The sequence below is a fragment of the Halostella pelagica genome, assembly GCF_004762015.1.
In the GTDB taxonomy this organism is placed as follows: Archaea; Halobacteriota; Halobacteria; order Halobacteriales; family Natronoarchaeaceae; genus Halostella; species Halostella pelagica.
This window is the reverse complement of sequence record NZ_SJES01000004.1, coordinates 204,638-221,283: the sequence shown is the minus strand read 5'-3', so window position 1 is coordinate 221,283 and position 16,646 is coordinate 204,638. Positions and strand designations below refer to the sequence as shown.

At 61.4% G+C, this 16,646-nt stretch carries 14 protein-coding genes and 2 tRNA genes; 4 read left to right on the top strand and 12 right to left on the bottom strand.

All coding sequences use genetic code 11. The features are described 5' to 3' along the window. Nucleotides 1–2 precede the first annotated feature (2 nt). The 5 genes from EYW42_RS11835 to EYW42_RS11815 all read right to left on the bottom strand — a co-directional run bounded on the left by EYW42_RS11835 (nucleotide 3) and on the right by EYW42_RS11815 (nucleotide 7,129). Nucleotides 3–476, bottom strand: a complete 474-nt coding sequence (locus tag EYW42_RS11835) for a DUF7287 family protein (protein WP_135535499.1) — start codon at nucleotides 474–476, stop codon at nucleotides 3–5. Then, the gene (locus EYW42_RS11830) at nucleotides 473–2,515 is read right to left on the bottom strand and encodes a type II secretion system F family protein (RefSeq protein WP_135535498.1); all 2,043 of its coding nucleotides are present in this window, start codon (nucleotides 2,513–2,515) and stop codon (nucleotides 473–475) included. Before EYW42_RS11830 ends, EYW42_RS11835 begins: the two co-directional genes overlap by 4 nt. Continuing rightward, entirely contained in the window at nucleotides 2,512–6,216 is a 3,705-nt protein-coding gene (locus tag EYW42_RS20550) for an ATPase, T2SS/T4P/T4SS family (protein ID WP_135535497.1), read from the bottom strand. The genes EYW42_RS11830 and EYW42_RS20550 overlap by 4 nt, the downstream gene beginning before the upstream one ends. A gap of 496 nt (nucleotides 6,217–6,712) precedes the next feature. Beyond that, nucleotides 6,713–6,786, bottom strand: a tRNA-Arg gene (locus tag EYW42_RS11820). Between the two features lie 19 nt (nucleotides 6,787–6,805). Further along, entirely contained in the window at nucleotides 6,806–7,129 is a 324-nt protein-coding gene (locus EYW42_RS11815; protein ID WP_135535496.1) for a twin-arginine translocase TatA/TatE family subunit, read from the bottom strand. Between the two features lie 120 nt (nucleotides 7,130–7,249). Here EYW42_RS11815 and EYW42_RS11810 point away from each other — a divergent pair, with 120 nt between their 5' ends. From EYW42_RS11810 to EYW42_RS11800, 3 genes are read left to right on the top strand one after another with little or no spacing between them, the layout of a single operon-like run. Then, nucleotides 7,250–7,726, top strand: a complete 477-nt coding sequence (locus EYW42_RS11810; protein ID WP_135535495.1) for a redoxin domain-containing protein — start codon at nucleotides 7,250–7,252, stop codon at nucleotides 7,724–7,726. 58 nt (nucleotides 7,727–7,784) lie between these two features. Further along, complete coding sequence (locus tag EYW42_RS11805) at nucleotides 7,785–8,621, top strand: HD domain-containing protein (RefSeq protein WP_135535494.1); 837 nt, start codon at nucleotides 7,785–7,787, stop codon at nucleotides 8,619–8,621. A gap of 49 nt (nucleotides 8,622–8,670) precedes the next feature. Further along, nucleotides 8,671–9,123, top strand: coding sequence for an MFS transporter (locus EYW42_RS11800; RefSeq protein WP_259371291.1), 453 nt, complete (start codon nucleotides 8,671–8,673; stop codon nucleotides 9,121–9,123). Nucleotides 9,124–9,676: 553 nt separating this feature from the next. Here EYW42_RS11800 and EYW42_RS11795 read toward each other — a convergent pair. The 7 genes from EYW42_RS11795 to EYW42_RS11765 all read right to left on the bottom strand — a co-directional run bounded on the left by EYW42_RS11795 (nucleotide 9,677) and on the right by EYW42_RS11765 (nucleotide 14,900). After that, complete coding sequence (locus EYW42_RS11795) at nucleotides 9,677–9,823, bottom strand: MarR family transcriptional regulator (RefSeq protein ID WP_237561317.1); 147 nt, start codon at nucleotides 9,821–9,823, stop codon at nucleotides 9,677–9,679. A gap of 293 nt (nucleotides 9,824–10,116) precedes the next feature. Further along, nucleotides 10,117–10,215, bottom strand: a tRNA-OTHER gene (locus EYW42_RS11790). A gap of 50 nt (nucleotides 10,216–10,265) precedes the next feature. Then, entirely contained in the window at nucleotides 10,266–12,101 is a 1,836-nt protein-coding gene (locus EYW42_RS11785; protein ID WP_135535492.1) for an FAD-binding protein, read from the bottom strand. 37 nt (nucleotides 12,102–12,138) lie between these two features. Continuing rightward, entirely contained in the window at nucleotides 12,139–13,014 is an 876-nt protein-coding gene (locus tag EYW42_RS11780) for a succinate dehydrogenase/fumarate reductase iron-sulfur subunit (RefSeq protein ID WP_135535491.1), read from the bottom strand. Between the two features lies 1 nt (nucleotide 13,015). Beyond that, nucleotides 13,016–13,378 carry a succinate dehydrogenase hydrophobic membrane anchor subunit gene (locus EYW42_RS11775; protein ID WP_135535490.1) on the bottom strand — a complete coding sequence of 121 codons (363 nt, stop codon included), beginning with the start codon at nucleotides 13,376–13,378 and terminating at the stop codon, nucleotides 13,016–13,018. Then, nucleotides 13,378–13,773 (bottom strand): succinate dehydrogenase, cytochrome b556 subunit, encoded by a 396-nt coding sequence (gene sdhC / locus EYW42_RS11770; protein WP_135535489.1) that lies wholly within the window; start codon nucleotides 13,771–13,773, stop codon nucleotides 13,378–13,380. Before sdhC ends, EYW42_RS11775 begins: the two co-directional genes overlap by 1 nt. A gap of 113 nt (nucleotides 13,774–13,886) precedes the next feature. Continuing rightward, complete coding sequence (locus EYW42_RS11765; RefSeq protein WP_135535488.1) at nucleotides 13,887–14,900, bottom strand: succinylglutamate desuccinylase/aspartoacylase family protein; 1,014 nt, start codon at nucleotides 14,898–14,900, stop codon at nucleotides 13,887–13,889. Nucleotides 14,901–15,052: 152 nt separating this feature from the next. On the opposite strand from EYW42_RS11765, the gene EYW42_RS11760 reads away from it, so the two are divergent. Next, complete coding sequence (locus EYW42_RS11760) at nucleotides 15,053–16,378, top strand: RimK family alpha-L-glutamate ligase (RefSeq protein ID WP_135535487.1); 1,326 nt, start codon at nucleotides 15,053–15,055, stop codon at nucleotides 16,376–16,378. Nucleotides 16,379–16,646 lie beyond the last annotated feature (268 nt).

The following is a 16,646-nucleotide window of genomic DNA, read 5'->3' as shown; positions in this document are numbered from 1 at the left end:
GATTACCACACCCTCACGACGAGTCGACAGGACGGGTCACAAACGCTCCCGTCGTCGAACGTCACCACTCGACTGGTACTCGCTGCCGGTTGGCCGCTGTAATCGTCGCCGCGAGCCAAGGTGACACCGCCGCTCTGATGCGTCACTGACCCGTTCGGCGTCCGGACCGTGACGTTGACCTGCGACGTGACTGGCAGGTCATAGCGGTCCCGGAGTTCGTCGCCATCACCACCGTTGCCGAAGAACTCCTCAGCCCGGTCGACATCTAGCGTCCCCGGTTTGTCGGCGACGGAGTAGTTGTCGAGAAACGCCGATGCGACTCTGTCGGCCTGTGTCACCTGGCTGTCTTCCACCTCTGAGTTAAACGGCGTGAAGATGCTCGGAATGAACGCGAACACGAACGCGGTCGTCAGCAGGAAGATACTCACACCGACTGCGAAGTCCTGGTTCGTCTGTCCGCGGTCGTCGCCGATCATCCGACCACCGTCCACACTGCGAGCGCTATCGTCTGCAGGATGATGACGAACTTGAGACCTCCCATCAGGTCTGCCTCTCGCATGTATCCGCTGATCATCCCCGAGAGGATCGCCTGCATAGTCACCGCATGGAAGAACAGTAGCGATAGCATCTGGGTGTCGACGCCGCTGCTGAGCCCCTGCGACGTGCCTCCCCCTCCGCCGCCGCTCGCCTGGCCACTCAGGCCGGACATCACGTCGAGGAACTGCGTCTTCAGAATGGCCATGACTGCGAGCAGGGTCAGGTACGTCATGATGATGATGACCATCTGCATCCGCGTCCGGGACTTGCGCTCGCGTTCGATGTCGTCCTGGTTCTCGCTCGCCTGTGCTGCGGTGCTTAGCACGTCCGTAATCTGGCTGGACGCCTCCTGTGATTTGGTGATGAGTTTGACGGTCCGAGCGAGTCGCGGCAAGTGGTAGTTGTTGTTGAACTCGACGAGGGCTTCCCGGAGGTTCATTCCGTAGTTGACCTTGGCGTGGATCTGGTCGAACTCGTGAGCCAGTTTGCCGGACGTGGTGTTGGCGACGGTTTCGAACGACTCCAGCAGCGTCAGGCCCGTCGCGTTCGCACTCGCCAGTTTCCGCAGGTTATCGGAGATGTCCGAGACGATGGCGTTCCGGGACCGGATGTTCCACTCCCGGAAGATAGCAAGCGGCGTGAGACAGAGGTAAGTCGGCATGTACACGTAGATGAATGTGCCCCACACCGGTTGCTCGACGAACCCGTCGATAGATGTCGGCGCGGACCCGGAGGCGATAGCAGTGACGAGTATGACGAGCGCCGCGGGCACTGTCAGTGCCAGCGTCAACAGTGGATTGTCCCGAAAGAAGATGTGCGGTCGTTTCAGAACCTTCTTCGTCTCGAACGTCCCCTCACGGCTTTTGATGCGGTCGAAGACGCTGTGCTCGCCCGTGAACGACTCGATGAGGCCAAGGTCGAGGATGCTCTCGTTGGAGGCGTTTTTCAGGCGGTCGCTGCTGTTGGCTGGGTTGAGGTAGCCGTCCCCGACCTCGTCCTGTTTCACGGTCGAAACCATCACGAGGAACCCGACACCGAGGATAGGGATGAGGCCGTACACCGTCCCGTACAGCATCGTCTCTCTCGCCTGTCCCATCATCCCCATGATGACGATGATGATGAGGAGAAGCAGCGGGAACAGAGAAAGCGTCATATACATCTCGCCGAACAGTTCGAGCGTTTCCAGAGTCAGTTCCTGCTCCTGCTTGGCAGTCCGCATGTGCTTGTCCTTTTTGTCGTCGAGGAACGACTCCATGTCTCCGCCGCTGTTTACGATCGAGAGCATGTCCGTCAGGAACTGACTCAACTCGTCACTCGGCGTTTCCATCGCCTGCGTCCGCAGTGCGCTCCGGTAGTCCGTATCGAAGTACTCTGTCTCCTGGACGATGTTCCTGAACTCGTAGGCGACCTCCCCGTACGTGTCCTCTGCCTGTGCCATCGCTTCCAGGATCTCTAACTGGTTCAGCCCTCCGACGGACAGGGCGTACATGAACGACACGGCGTCCGGGAGTAACATGTTGATCTCGCGTTCGCGACTCGACGCCCGCGAGTACGGAACCGCGACCAACGCGCCGAATCCCATCCCGAATCCGATAGTTCCGAGCACCAGCCCCGTCGTCAGCACGAGCGCCGGAATCTTCACCGCCTGAATGAACTCGAGTAGCGTTTGGTTGGGGATCTGCGCGCCGAGGATCAGACCCACCTCGACGACGCCGGTAACGAACAGGACGTAGCCGAGAAGGGTGCCGATCAACCAGAGAAATCCACCTGAGAGAACGCCGATACCCATCGCCCGGGAGAGGTACATCTCGACGGGGTCCGACATCCGGGCCTGTGCGAGTTTGGTTTCGACTCCGTTGACGAAGTCACTATTCTCGTCGAACAGCATGTCGAACAGCGGGTAGAACATATCGCCGAGCGGGTCGTCGCTAGACCCGATCCCACTACTCTCGGGCCCTGACCGTGTATCCAGGCTCATTGTTCGTCCTCGTCGTCACTGTCACTGAAGATCGATCCGTCTCCGTCGTCGAAGACCGATCCGGTGTCCGTTTCCGCTTCGTCGCCGGCGTTTTCGTCGGATTCGCTGAAGATCGAATCGCCGTCGGTTTCCCCGAAGATCGACTCCCCGTCGTCTTCGAAGATCGCGTCCTCCCCATCAGTGTCGCCGTCCGCGTCCTCGCTGTCACCGAACGGGGACTCGCTACTGCCGCTGTCGGAGAAGATGGACTCGTCGCTCCCGCTTTCGTCCGAACTGTCTTCGTCCCCGAAGAAGGAACTGTCACCCGAGAACACTTCATCCTCGGCTTCGTCCTCGGCGTCGTCGACAGCGGCCGAACCGGCTTCCTCTGTCGGTTCGTCGTCTACTGTCCCGTTACCGGGGTCATCTGTCCCCTCGGTCGGGTCGGGCGTCTTTGTCCCCTCGGCCTCGTCGGCGTTCGGTTCTCCGAACACCGTGCCGTCTGAAGCGGGGTCATCTTCCGGTCCGGAGCTAAACACCGCGTCGTCGCTCTCGACCGGGACGTCGTCTGTCTCCGTCGCCTCGGTGTTCGTTTCAGCCCCGACGTCCGCGGTTTCGACAGCGGCGTCTCCACCGGTCGGGTCGCTGAAGACGGCCTCGTCGGTATCGTCCGCCCCGTCCTCGCGAGTCCCGTCCGCAGAGGAGGCGGTAGCCGTCTCTTCGACGGAACCGGCCTCCGTCTCATCCGGCGGCGAGTCGTCCGTTTCCGCGGCGTCCGCCTCGGCCCCGGAAGCGGCGAGGGCGGCCGTTTCTTCCGCTTCGTCGAGTTCCGGCGTATCAGTCCCGTCTCCGGCGTCTCCCTCTGCGGTTTCGGGGACCCCCGTCTCGCCGTCGGACTCCGTTCCACCGAACTCGTCCTCGTCGTCGCTGAGCCATCCCGGTCCGTCCTCGGCGACCGCTTCGTCGCCCTCGGCCGTACTGCCGAAGGTGAAGTCGTCGTCGTCGCCGAGTCCGAGTTCATCCTCTGAGACGGAGTCGTCCAGACCGCCGCCGCCGAAGTCGAAGTCGTCGCTGTCGGTTTCCTCCGGCGTGATAGTCGGTTCTTCCTCTCCGGAGACGCTGGAAAGTGCGCTCCCGAGACCGCTCGGCACCTTGCCGCGGTACTGTTCGAACACGCGCTCTTCGGCGCGTTCGAGGATGTCCGTTGCCTCGTTGTAAATCTCCTCGCCGGCGTCCGGCCGCGGGACCAGCGCCTCCTTTTCCGGGTCGACATCGATCAGGACGGACTCCATTTCGCGCAGGTCTTCGAGACTGTCTTCCAGTTGGTCGTTCGCGATCAACGTCAGGATCGTTTCGGGGTCGTTGATGTAGGCCTGAACCGTCGCCGCGACTTTCGTGTACTCGTTCAGTCCGTTCTTGATGAGATACGCCAGGATGACGCGGCGCTCGAACAGTTCCTCTTCGAGTCGGTCCCTGTTCCACCCACGGTCGAACTGGATCTCTTCGAGCGTGTTCGAATCCCCCATCTTGAGGAATTCGTCTGTCTCGGCCTGCCACTGGTAGACGTCCTGAACGTTGATTTCGTCGTTCTCCGCGTCGTAGTGGTTGATCTCGGTTAGGGACTTGTTCCGGCGAACCTTGTTGCCCTGCACCCGCGTCTGCGTCTGGATCGAAACCAGGTCCAGCGCCGTGAACATGGTCTTCGAGACGTTGATCGGGTCCGTCGTGAACCGCTTGAGAACCTCACCGACGGAGTCGGCGTGGAACGTCGTGTAGGTCGTGTGCCCCGTTGACATGACCTGGAACAGCGTCCGACCCTCTTCACCGCGGATCTCGCCCATGACGATGTAGTCGGGTCGCTGGCGCAGTGCGGCCTCCAGCAGGTCGAACTCGTCGACGTCGCCCTGACTGTCGTCGGAGAACGACGGTCGCGTGACGCTCGCGATCCAGTTACGCTGGGGGAGTTCGACCTCGCGGGTGTCCTCGATGGAGACGATCTTGGCGCTACTCGGAATGAACAGCGAGATGGCGTTCAGGCTCGTCGTCTTCCCGGACGCCGTACCTCCGGCGAAGATGAGCGACTTGTGGTTCTCGATGCTGAGCCAGAGGAAGGCCATCTCGTCGAGCGAGAACGTGTTCCAGTTGATGAGGTCTATCGGCGTGAACGGGACGTCTTTGAACTGTCGGATAGTGTAGTTCGTCCCGTGGTCGGACACCTCGGGTCCGAGAGTCAACTGCGACCGCGAGCCGTCCGGTAGCGTCGCGTCGACCTGCGGTCGGCGCTTGCTGATACCCTTGCCGGAGCGCTGCGCGAGTTTGACGACGAAGTCGTCGAGTTCCTCCTCGGCGTGGTAGATGTTCGAGATGATCTGCTCGTGGTCGGTGTGATAGACGAACACCGGCGAGTTGTACCCGTTACAGGAGATGTCCTCGACGTTGATGTCGTGTTTGATCGGGTCGATCCGCTCGTACCCGATGAAGTCCCGCTTCAGCAGGTACAGAAGCTTCTCGACCTGGTACTCGTTCAAGTGGTCCGGATCGTCCGCCAGGATCGCCGGCTCCGGCCGGAGCGAAATACCGTCCAGTCCGCCGTCTTCCTCCTCTATGGCGACCTCGTCGGGCTCTCCGAACAGACCCTTTATCTGGTTGATGATCGAGCCGTCGCCGCCGCCACCGGTCGGTTGCTGGAAGATATCGTACCGTTTGAGCAGGCGTTTCGTCTCGCGTTCGATAACGTCTTTCCGCTCGTCTTCACCGCCTTCGATGGTAATGTCCTCGTCGGTGTACTTGATCGCTGTTCGTAGCTTGCCGGTGAGAAACTCCTGTAAGTCCTTTTCTATCTCGTTTAGGTTGGGCTCGATCGCGTAGTATTTCTTCTCGTTTTCTTTCTCGGAGTGAAACAGGATGACGAAGGCGTACGGTTTGTTGACCCAGTACCGGTCCTCCTCGCGGAAGTGCGTCTTTTTCTCCTGCGGGACGGCCTTCTCCAGGTCGTACCGATTGACGACGGTCGTGTGCCCCTCCTGCGTACTGAAGAACTCGTCTTCCTTCTCGTGTCGGACGTTGACCGTGCGCTCCTCGATGACGTCGTGAAGTTCGTCCGCGAACGCCTGGCCCTGACTCAGTAGGCCCTCTGTGTCTTCGGGGTCGAAGCCGAGGTGACTCTCCGGCTCGAACGGAACCGTCTCACCCTCGCTGTCGAGCGGGAGGTCGCCTTCGTCCTCGTAGTAGTACTCCCACTTGAAATGCTCCCAGCCGTACTCGTCTTTGACGACCGGGGTCGAGAATACGTCCTCCTTGAAAGCCTCCCAGAGATATTTCGCCGGAGGTGCCGCGTCTTCCGTGATTCGACCGGTGAGGTCGTCCGGGTGGAAACCGAGATACTCCTCGGGTGCGAACTCGACGCCGTTCCAGTCATCGCCGGAGGGTGGCCCCACGTCTTCGGAACTTCCGAGTCCGAGCGACCCCCCACTCCCGCTCGTCGCACTCGACGGGTACACCCGGTTGACCTCGTCTTCGTACCCGAACTCCTCCATGAACTCTGCCCACGTGTACTCCCCCACCGAGACCGTCGGGCCCTGGTTGGCGGTCCCTGATCCCCCGTCCGTGGGATCTGGGCCGTCACCCCCCTGATCAGTATTGCCCTCAGGCTCGGCTGCCGACTCGTCCACCTCCCCCTCTAACTGTTTGGAGTCCGACTGGTCGGCGTCGTCAATAGCCATTGGCTACTCCCACTGGCTGACTAGTCAAAAAACCTTTTATAGAGTATCAGTGTTGATAACTTCGGCGCACTACCCGCTTTGAATTGGGTTTTCTAGAGATCACTCCATAGATTATCATTATCTGGGAATGTATTCGTAAGAGGAATTTTACTTTCGAGAGTAATTTCACCCACTAACACGGAGATGAGATCTCAATTCCGCTCGGGACGGTGCTATTACACGTCTCCGCTGGGTTCGGACTGGACCGAATTGTCTCTGAACGATCATTCTGACCGGGGAAAACGGGAGTGTTCACCGTTTATCCGTGCCCATGGTCACGTTCTGTCTGCGGTTTACAGCTCCCTGCTCCTCACGTCCGTTCGTCGCATGACGGACGTGGCGGGATTCGAACCGGAGTCAGACGGTCCTGCTCGTTCGCTTCGCGAACTGCGCAGGCTGCGACTGACAGGATTCGAACTCCGGGTCCCTCTGCTCCTCACGTCCGTTCGTCGCATGACGGACGTGGCGGGATTCGAACCCACGCTCTGGAGGTTAGGAACCTCCCGCCCTGATCCACTAGGCCACACGTCCGCAATAAGAAGAAAGCGCGTTACTGCGCGGAGTCGCTCTCGGTGTTCGTCTCCGTGTCTTCGCTGGTAACGGGGTCGGTGTCGACGAAGTCGTCTTCGGGCTCCGCCAGGTCGGCGTCGGTTGCGGTCGAGCCGTCAGAATCGGGGCCTTCGCGCATCTCTTCGAGTTCCTGTTCGACTTCCTCTCGTCCCTTCTGGAACTCGCCCATCGCCTCCCCGGTCGACCGTGCCAGTTTCGGGATCTTGTTCGCCCCGAAAAGGAGCACGGCGATCAGGAGGATAACGACGAGTTCGGTTCCGCCGGGAAGTCCCCCGACGAACGCCGGTGCGGTTTCAAGTGCCATCTCTACCTCAGATTAACCGGGAAGCAATTATAGTCTTTTTGCTCGGGAACCCCCAATAGCGGGCTGATAGGTCAGGAAAACGCAATTGTCTTCTTTCCGCCGTGACTACGCGCAGACGATATGGCCGAAGCTAACGGCGACGCTCCGGATTTCACTGCACCGCTTGCAAACGGCGACATAGATGAGTTCACACTCGCCGACGAACTAGCCGACGGCCCGGTCGTACTCGCGTTTTTCCCTGGGGCGTTCACGAGCGTCTGCACCACCGAGATGTGTACGTTCGACGACCGGCTATCGAAGTTCGATGACATCGGTGCCGATGTCTACGGGATCAGTGTCGACTCACCGTTCGCGCTAAACGAGTTCCGCGACCAGAACGACCTGTCGTTCGGCCTCATTAGCGACATCGACAAGGAGATCATCGACGCCTACGACGTGCGGATGGACTTCGCCGACCTGGGCGTCCACGGCGTCGCGAAGCGTGCGGTGTTCGTCGTCGGAGCGGACGGCGAGATAACCTACGAGTGGGTGAGTGACGACCCCGGCGTGGAACCGGAGTACGACGAGATCGCGGCCGCTGTCGACGACACCGCGTAACGTCCCGTTTTCCCGGCGGCCCGGTGCCCTTTTTCACCTCGGCGACGAAACCCCGGGCATGGCCGATTCACCAAGCGCCGACACCGACGACTCACTTAGCGACGGCAACGGCCGAACGTATGCACCCGAGGCCGACCACGCGTTCCCGGACGACCGGCTCAACGAGGTACTGGCGTTTCTCGACGACGACGAGGAAGTCCAGACCTACCTCGAAGCGCAGAACGTCAATCCGGTAAAACGCAAGGGGTACAACGACCACGGCGCGAAACACATCAGCATCGTCCGCAATCGGGCGCTGTGTCTGTACGACCTTCTGAAGGAGGCCGGCGTCGAGTTCAACGGCGCGGCTGACCAGGGACTCGACGAAGCCGACGAGAGCATCATCGTCGCGCTCGCGGCGACGATTCACGACATCGGTCACGTCGTCCATCGCGACAGTCACGCCTACTACTCGATACCGCTCGCCGCGGACATCCTCGACCGGATCCTCCCGGAGTTCTACGATGTCGCAGACGCAGTGCGGATGAAAGGCGAGGTTCTCCACGCCATCCTCTGTCACCACACGTCGGAGGACCCGCTGACGACGGAGGCGGGTGTCATCCGCGTGGCCGACGCCCTCGACATGGAACGCGGCCGGTCGCGCATGCCGTACGAGATGGGCGGGCGCGGCATCAACACTATCTCCAGTCGGGCCATCCGCAACGTCTCGCTGCGCCCCGGCGATGACCGTCCCGTCCTCGTCGAGATAGAGATGACAAACGCTGCCGGCGTCTATCAGGTCGACAACTTACTCAAGGCGAAACTCCGCGGGTCAGGCCTGGAAGACGACGTGCGCATCGTCGCGGTAAACATAAACGAGGAGACGGACCAGTTAGTCGAGCGGATCGAACTCTGAGCGGTTGTAAGGACTTACACGCGTTCGCTCACTGTTTCGATTCGTAACTGTGCCGGGGAGCGGCGGGGTTCGTCATCTGTTCCACAGCCGCGAGTTCATCGCACTGGCCAGTACCGCGTTCGCCCGGAGTCAGACGTATTCGACCATCTTCATCGCGCTGGCGCTGTACGCCGGCCTATTCCAGACGAGCGACACCGTAGAGGGGATGTTCGGCACGGGCTTCGCCCTCGCTCAACTGGGTATCGTGTTACCGCTGGGCCGCCTGATAGACATCGGAGACGAGAAGCGGTATCTCGTCGCCGGACTCGTTCTGAACGTCGGCGTCTTCGTCGGGTTCTCGCTGGTCGGGCGCGTCGAGCACGTCATCGTCATGCGCACGGTCCAAGGGGTCGCGGACAGCCCCCGGCGTCCCGCGCGCATGACGCTGTTCGTCGAAGAGGGCGAGCAGTTCGACGCCGTCGCCGGGAGCATGTCGCTGCGCTCGATCGGCTGGAAGATCTGACAGGAGTCCGGACCGGTTGCCGTCGGCGCGCTCTGGGATGCGACGTCAGTGTTCGTCGCTTTCTGGACTGCCGCGGGCTTTATTCTGGTCTCCGCTGCTATCTTCGCCGCCCTCTACCAACGCGTACCGGCCGTTGGCTCGGCGGCGGCGTCGCCGACTAACTGACACAGCTATAGTAGCGCTTACAACTGTTTACACGTCCGGTCGCACGCAGTCGTGCGAGCGAGTGTGTGAGGATCTGCAAGCGCGACTGTAACCGAAGTCCACTGTCCGGCTCAAACCGATCAAAACCGCGGGCCGAAAGGCGACCGCGGTACGGGTATGCCGCCCGCTACGGCACAGAAATGGGGTGGGGAACGCAACAGCCTCAAACACCGGCTGCGACGGCACCCGTACGTTTGGCTGTGAATGTAGCCGATAAACATGTTGTGATCTGACGGGATGTTCTGTCACCGGTCCGAACTATGGTCGTTTCTGAAACGGCTCACAGCTGATCGCATCACTGTCGTGTGACTGAGTGTGCATTGAACCTCAGTACCGACTGATAGGCCCGCTACGCTGGCCTGTACGCGTCCGAACTCCTTCGAACGAGGCCGCGCTTGTCGAGGGTCTTCAGGATGCTAAACAGCGTTATCTTATCGATGTCCAGCGCGTCCTGTAACGCCTCGACTGTCACCTCGCCGCGTACCGAGATATACATATACACTAGTTTCGCGCGCGGTGACTCCAACTCTTCCGGCAACGAATCGTGTTCGTCCTGCGTTCGCATAACCATTGTAACTGACACGATCAGTTCGACGATAATAAAACCCCTCTACGACGATCGTCGAACAATTCCGAATGGCTGATGGTATCGCTCGGTATCCGTGTGTAGAGCGTTCGACTACCGGTTTTCAGGATCACGCCTACGACTCGTTTCATTCAAATCCCGAGTGCACCTTCCCACCGAGCAGTCGCTCGACGATGAAACGTCTCGCGGGAAACGGTGTAAAGTGGAAGGGGCGGGATTTGAACCACGCGAAGCCTTTGAAAATCCACGTCCACGGGCAGGATCCGTCGACGCGGCGCGCTCTACCACTGAGCCACCCTTCCCTACGTATCAGTACTCGCCGGGGCGACTAAGGAATACCGATGAACCGGGGTCAGTAACTCCGGACCGTCGGCTCGTACGTCTTGTTCTCGCCTTCGAGGATGACGGGCTTGTAGAACAGTTCGGGGGTCCCGTCGTTCCAGCGAAGCAGCGTATGTTTCAGCCACTCGTCGTCGCGGCGCTCCTGGTACTCCTGACGCCAGTGCGCGCCGCGGAACTCCTCGCGGGCGAGCGCGCCGAGGGTGATGGCCTCCGCGAGGTCGATGAGGTTTCGCGTCTCCATGGTGTGGAGGAGGTCGGTGTTGAACGTCCGCGAGGGGTCGTCCACGTACACGTCCTGGTAGCGCTCGCGAGCCTCTCGGATGTCTTCGAGCGCCGTCTTCAGACCCTCTTCGTTGCGGAACACGTTGACGTTCGCCGTCATCGAATCCTGCAGGTCCTCGCGGATCGCGGCGTGCTGGACGCCTTCGTCCTTGTCGAGGAACGTCTGGACCCGGTCGCGTTCGTGTTCGACGGTCCGTTCGACCACTGCCTGCGGATCGGTCAACTCTCCGCTACCGTCCGCGGCCACGTCACCGCTTTTCGTGTCGACGGCCCCGGGTTCGACCGGGGAGTCGACCTCGCCGGGTTCGCACTCGTCCGTGTAGCCCGTCGTAATTTCGGCCTCCTTCATGTCCTTTCCAGCGGCGTGATGACCGGCGCGCTTGCCGAACACGATGAGTTCCGGCAGGGCGTTGCCGCCGAGGCGGTTCGAGCCGTGAACGGAGACGCAGGCACACTCGCCGGCCGCGTACAGGCCCTCGATGCAGGTTTCGCCGTTCTCGTCCGTTTCAATGCCGCCCATCTCGTAGTGCTGACCGGGCTTGACCGGCATCGGTTCGACGAGGCCGTCGACACCCTCGAAGTCCTCCGCGAGGTGGAGAATGTTCTCCAGACGGTCGAGGATGCGCTCCTCGCCGAGGTGACGCATGTCGAGGTGGACGTACTCGTCTTCAACTCCACGGCCCTGGTTGACCTCGGTAAGCTCCGCGCGGGCGACGACGTCGCGGGAGGCGAGTTCGCCCTCGTTGTTCGCGTAGCCGTGTTCGAACATGAACCGCTCCCCCTTCTCGTTGTAGAGGATCCCGCCCTCGCCGCGGACGCCCTCGCTGATGAGGACGCCCGTGGATGGAAGCGTCGTCGGGTGGAACTGGACGAACTCCATGTCCTCCAGCGGAACGCCGGCCCGATAGGCCATCGCGTAGCCGTCGCCGGTGTTCGAGACGGCGTTCGTCGTGTGTTCGTACACTTGGCCCGGACCGCCGGTCGCCAGGATGACGCCGCGGTTGGCCTTGAATCCCTCGACGGTGCCGGTTTTGACGTCGTACGCGACGACGCCGTGGCATCTGCGGTCCGAGGGGTCCTCGTGGTCCGTCACCGCCAGTTCGGAGACGTGCCACTCGTCGTACACCTGAATGCCGTGTTTCATCGCCTGCTGATACATCGTGTGGAGCAGGTGATGGCCGGTTTCAGCGCCGGCGTACGTCGTCCGTGGGAAAGAGAGGCCGCCGAACGGTCGCTGGGAGACGCGGCCGTCGTCCTCGCGGGAGAACGGCATGCCCCAGTGTTCGAGGTTGATGACCTCCTCCGGTGCGTCTTTCACCAGCGTTTCTATCGCCGGCGCGTCGCCGAGGAAGTCAGACCCCTTCATCGTGTCGTACGCGTGGTCCTGCCAGGAGTCACCCTCGCGCAGTGCGGCGTTGATGCCGCCCTCCGCCGCGCCGGTGTGGCTCCGGACCGGATGTAGTTTCGAGACGATGGCTGTGTCCGCTCCTTCCTCGCTCGCTGCGATCGCTGCGCGGAGACCCGCACCGCCGCCCCCGACCACGATCACGTCGTGTTCGTGCATAGTTTGTGTGTAATGTCGGTGTTGCTTGTCGCGTCGTTCACCAGAACTTCAGGTTGCTCTTGACCGCTTCGCGTTTGAGCTCCTGAATGTGTTCCGTCAGCGGAATATCCTTCGGGCACACCTCGGTACAGGAGAACTGGGTCTGACAGCGCCAGACGCCGTGTTCCTGTTCGAGGATGCGCATCCGGTGTTCCTGCATGTCTTCGCCCTCCCGTTCGTCCATGTAGAACTGGTAGGCCTTGTTGATGGCCGCGGGACCGAGATACTGGTTGTCCCCGGCGGCGATGTTACACGAGGACATGCAAGCCCCGCACCAGATACACCGCGTCGACATCTTGATCTTTTCGCGGTTCTCCCGGCTCTGGCGTTGCTCCTCCAGTTCGCCGTCCGGTGTCTCGTTCGTCTGGAAGTACGGCTCCACGGACTCCATCTGGTCGTAGAAGTGTTGCATGTCCACGACCAGGTCCTTCACGACCTCCTGATGGGGGAGCGGTTCGACGCGAACCGGTTCCTCCAGGTCGACCATCTGAGTCTTGCAACAGAGGCGCTGGGAGCCGTTGACGAACATCGCGTCGCTCCCGCAGATCGCCTGCCGGCAGGAGTGTCGGAAGGTGAGCGAGGAGTCGTAGTGGTCGCGCGCGTACATCAGCGCGTCGAGCACCGTCATCCCCTTCTTGAAGGGGACGTGGAAGTCGTCGAACCGTGGTTCCTGCTTGCCTTCGACTTCGGGATCGTAGCGGAACACTTTCAGGTGGACCGAGTCGTCGGCGGCCTCTATCTCCTCGCGGGCCACGCGTTCGCGGTCGGCGGCCTCGCGCCGCTCTTCTTTCTCCGCTAGCCGGCGCTCTTGATGCGGTTTGCCCTCGGTCTCCGCTTCGGCTTCCGTCTCGGTTTCTGGAACTTGCGTACTCATATTAGAATCCTGCCATGACTATGGCGACTCTGACGCCCTGTGCGACCAGCGCGAGGCTGGCGACGACCAGCACCCACTTGACGACCGTCTTCTGCGACCCGTCCAGTCCTTGATTGATAAGTGCGTTGTACACTCCGTTGACGCCGTGGAACGTCCCCGTCACGAGGAAAGCGACCATCGTGATGAAGTATCCGATATTCTCCATTCGTGCTTGCGTGCCTGCGAACTCGATCTCGTACGCGTGGTGGACGAAGTGGAGTAGGAAGAAGTGGAACGCGAGTACGACCACGAGAAAGGCCGCCGTGACGCGCTGGAGGAGCCAGCGCGTGCTCGCAGGTTCGAACGAGGAGTAGCGTTCGGCCATCAGATGCCCACCTCCGAGAGGAAGGTCGGAACGCTCGCCACGACGATAATACCGGTAAGAACCATCGAAGCGTAGAAGCTCTTGTCCTGGGCCTCTAGTCCGACGTTGAGGTCGACCATCAGCAGGCGGATCCCGTTCAGGATGTGGAAGACAGCGACGGCAAGCAGCCCGATCTCCATGAGCCGGACGATGAACAGACTTTCCAGCCCCTGAAGCGTCGTGGTGTACGCCTCGGCTCCCTGCGTCGCGCTACTCAACACCGCAATGTGTGTGAACAGGTAGCCGATGAGTACCCACCCGGTGAACTTGTGGAATATCCAGGCCCACATTCCGGCCGAGAACTCCCGCCAACGACCGAAGTCCTCGACGCTACCTCGATTATAAGACTGACTCATGCTCTAGCGTGAGGCTTGGACCGCGGCGGTATAGAAGTTACTACCTTTCGGCGTTACGGGTAGTCCAGCCCTGAAATCATGACCGAACTCGTTCGGGGATCCGTCCCACGCTCCTACGGTCGCTGTTCGCGTTCGATCACGCGACGGGTCCCCGCATCCAGTTCGACGAGGTGACAGATAGGGTTCCCTGGGAACACGAGCGGGTTCTGGAGGATACCGACCAGCAGGCCGGTAAACGGGGCAGTCACCTCGTTCGCTGTCGTCTCGAACGGGTTCGTGATAGTGCAGATCGTCTCGCCTTCCCGGACGAACGACCCTCGGGAGAAATGCATCTCGACTATCCCCCCGGAGTCCGCCCGGAGCCACGTTTTATCGGAGGAGCCGTCGACGACCGTTCGCCAGCCCGGCCACTTGACGGCGCTCGTCGTTCGCAGGCCGAACTCGGAGAAGACGCTTTTGACGCCGTCCAGAGCCCGGTCGATGAAGTCCCGCTGGAACTCGTGGGCCTTGCCCATCTCGATCGTGATCGTGGGAACGCCGCGTTCCGTCGCTTCCTTCCTGAGCGCGCCGTCCGGGCCTTCGCTTGAGATTATCACGTTCGACCCGAATGCGCGCGCGAGTCGGTCGACGCGGTCGTCGCCCGTATCGGCCCGGACGTGAAGCATGTTCGTCCGCCCGCGCGTCGACGTGTGAAAGTCGAGACCGTAGTCGCAGGGCTCGATGAAGTTCCGAAAGATCCGGTGTGCGATCCGCTTCGAACTCGTGCTGTTTGCGGAGCCGGGAAACGCCCGGTTCAGGTCGCGGTCGTAGATCGGGAGATACCGCTGCTGAGCCAGGAACCCGGGGACGTTCAACACCGGGAGACAGACGACGGTCCCTCGGAGTTCGGTGTGGTCCCACTCGTTGGCCACCTCGCGAACGACCTCGATGCCGTTGAGTTCGTCACCGTGGATCGCCGCGCTGAGAAACACCGTCGGACCGGGACGCTCACCGTTGACGATAGTGACGGGGATCCGTACGGGGTCGCCGAGATACGTCTCGCTGACGCCGTACCGGATGTTCGCCGCTTCTCCGGGAGCGACGCTCCCGCCATTGTAGGTGAACGTTTCGGCCTCGCTGTCGCTCATGCGTTTGCCTCCGAATCCGGCACGTAAAAACCTGCCACGTCACGCTGCTGAGGGGTGTCGCCGTTCGATGCGCGAACTCCCACCGAGTTCCGGACGAACTGTCCCGTTCGTCGACGGGCAACGGTTTTTGGTATCGGCAGTGAACAGTAACTATGTCTTCGAGCGGGAGGACCGTGACGATAGGGGTTCTCAGCCTACACAACAGCAAGGAAACGAAAGCGATACTCAACGCCGTCGAGGAACTGGGTCATCGCCCGGAGTGGATGAGAGAGGAAAACACCGCCGTCGAAATAGAGGACGGGCGGGTCAGCATCGAACCCGACATCGATCTGGTCGCGAACCGACTGTTGCTCTCGAACACCGAACAGCCGTCGGAGGAGATGGGTCTGGCGACCACGTTCGCCCATCTGGTTCCGATGCTCAACGAACCCCAGGCCGTGCTGACCGCGATGCACAAGTTCGCTGCGGCGTCGGCGCTCGCGGACGCGGGCATCCAGGTCCCCGACGCGTTGCTCGCGCTTAACAACGCGCGGCTCAACCGCGACCGGTTCAAGTTCGGCGACGAGGCAGTGTACAAGACGGCCATCGGAACCCACGGCGGCGGCACCTGGAAGATCGGGCCCGACGAAGAGGTGAACCCCCGCGTCGGCAACCGACAGGCGTTCCTCCAGAGCCTCATCGAGCGGTCGGGAGAACGCCACAGGGACCTCCGCGTGTACGTCGTCGGCGAGGAAGTCATCGGAGCGATGAACCGCTACGCGCCGGAAAACGACTGGCGAACCAACGTCGCGCTCGGCGGCGACGTCGAGAACGCCTCAGAGGAACTCCCGCAGGAAGTCGTCGACATCGCGTTGGCGAGTACCGACGTCGTCGGGCTAGACTACGCGGGCGTCGACCTCGTCGAGGGCGAGCAAGGGTGGTACGTCCTCGAAGTCAATCCGACCGCCGGGTTCAAAGGAATGTTCGAAGCGACCGGAACGAGCCCCGCGCCCTACATCGCCCGCCTCGCTATCGAGGAGGCGGGTGGGACGGTCGACGATGAGCGCGTCGAGGAACTCTCGCACGTGCTCGACGATTCCGTCCCCGACTGCAAGCCGCAACCGATCCTGAGAGACGACGACGAGACGCTGGTCGTCGGGTACACCGAGGAGGTCGTCGTCAGCGGCACCAGCGGGTCGGAGTCCGTCATCGCCAAATCCGACACCGGCGCGACCCGGACGAGCATCGACACGCGACTGGCCGCCGAGATCGGAGCCGGACCGATCAAGAGCCTCACGAAGGTCCGGTCGAGCAGTTCGAAGAAGGGCCGAACGCGACCCGTCGTCGACATCGTCGTCGGCATCGGCGGCCAGCGCCACACGGTCACGGCGAGCATCGAAGACCGAAGCCACATGTCCTACGAGATGATCCTCGGACGGGACATCCTCGAGAACTACCAGGTCGACGTTCGACGGCGGATCGACGCTGACGAGGAATAAGCGGGTCTCTGGGCAATCGCCCTACTTTCACTCCGGTGAATATCCATCGACCTCCCGACGTTCCGACCGATGATCCGTACAGGTCCGAGCGGTGACCGTTATGATTTCAGTACCGTTATCGGTTCACCGTCTACGGCGAGTTTCTGAGAAGTCAGTTCTCTGCTCTGTCTCCGAGAGAGCGGGCAAGGCCCGGTAATACGCTGTTACCGGAGGTCAGTAGTCTTGCGGACGCTGGTATCAGGGCGGTAAAACGGGAATAAAAGCCAGA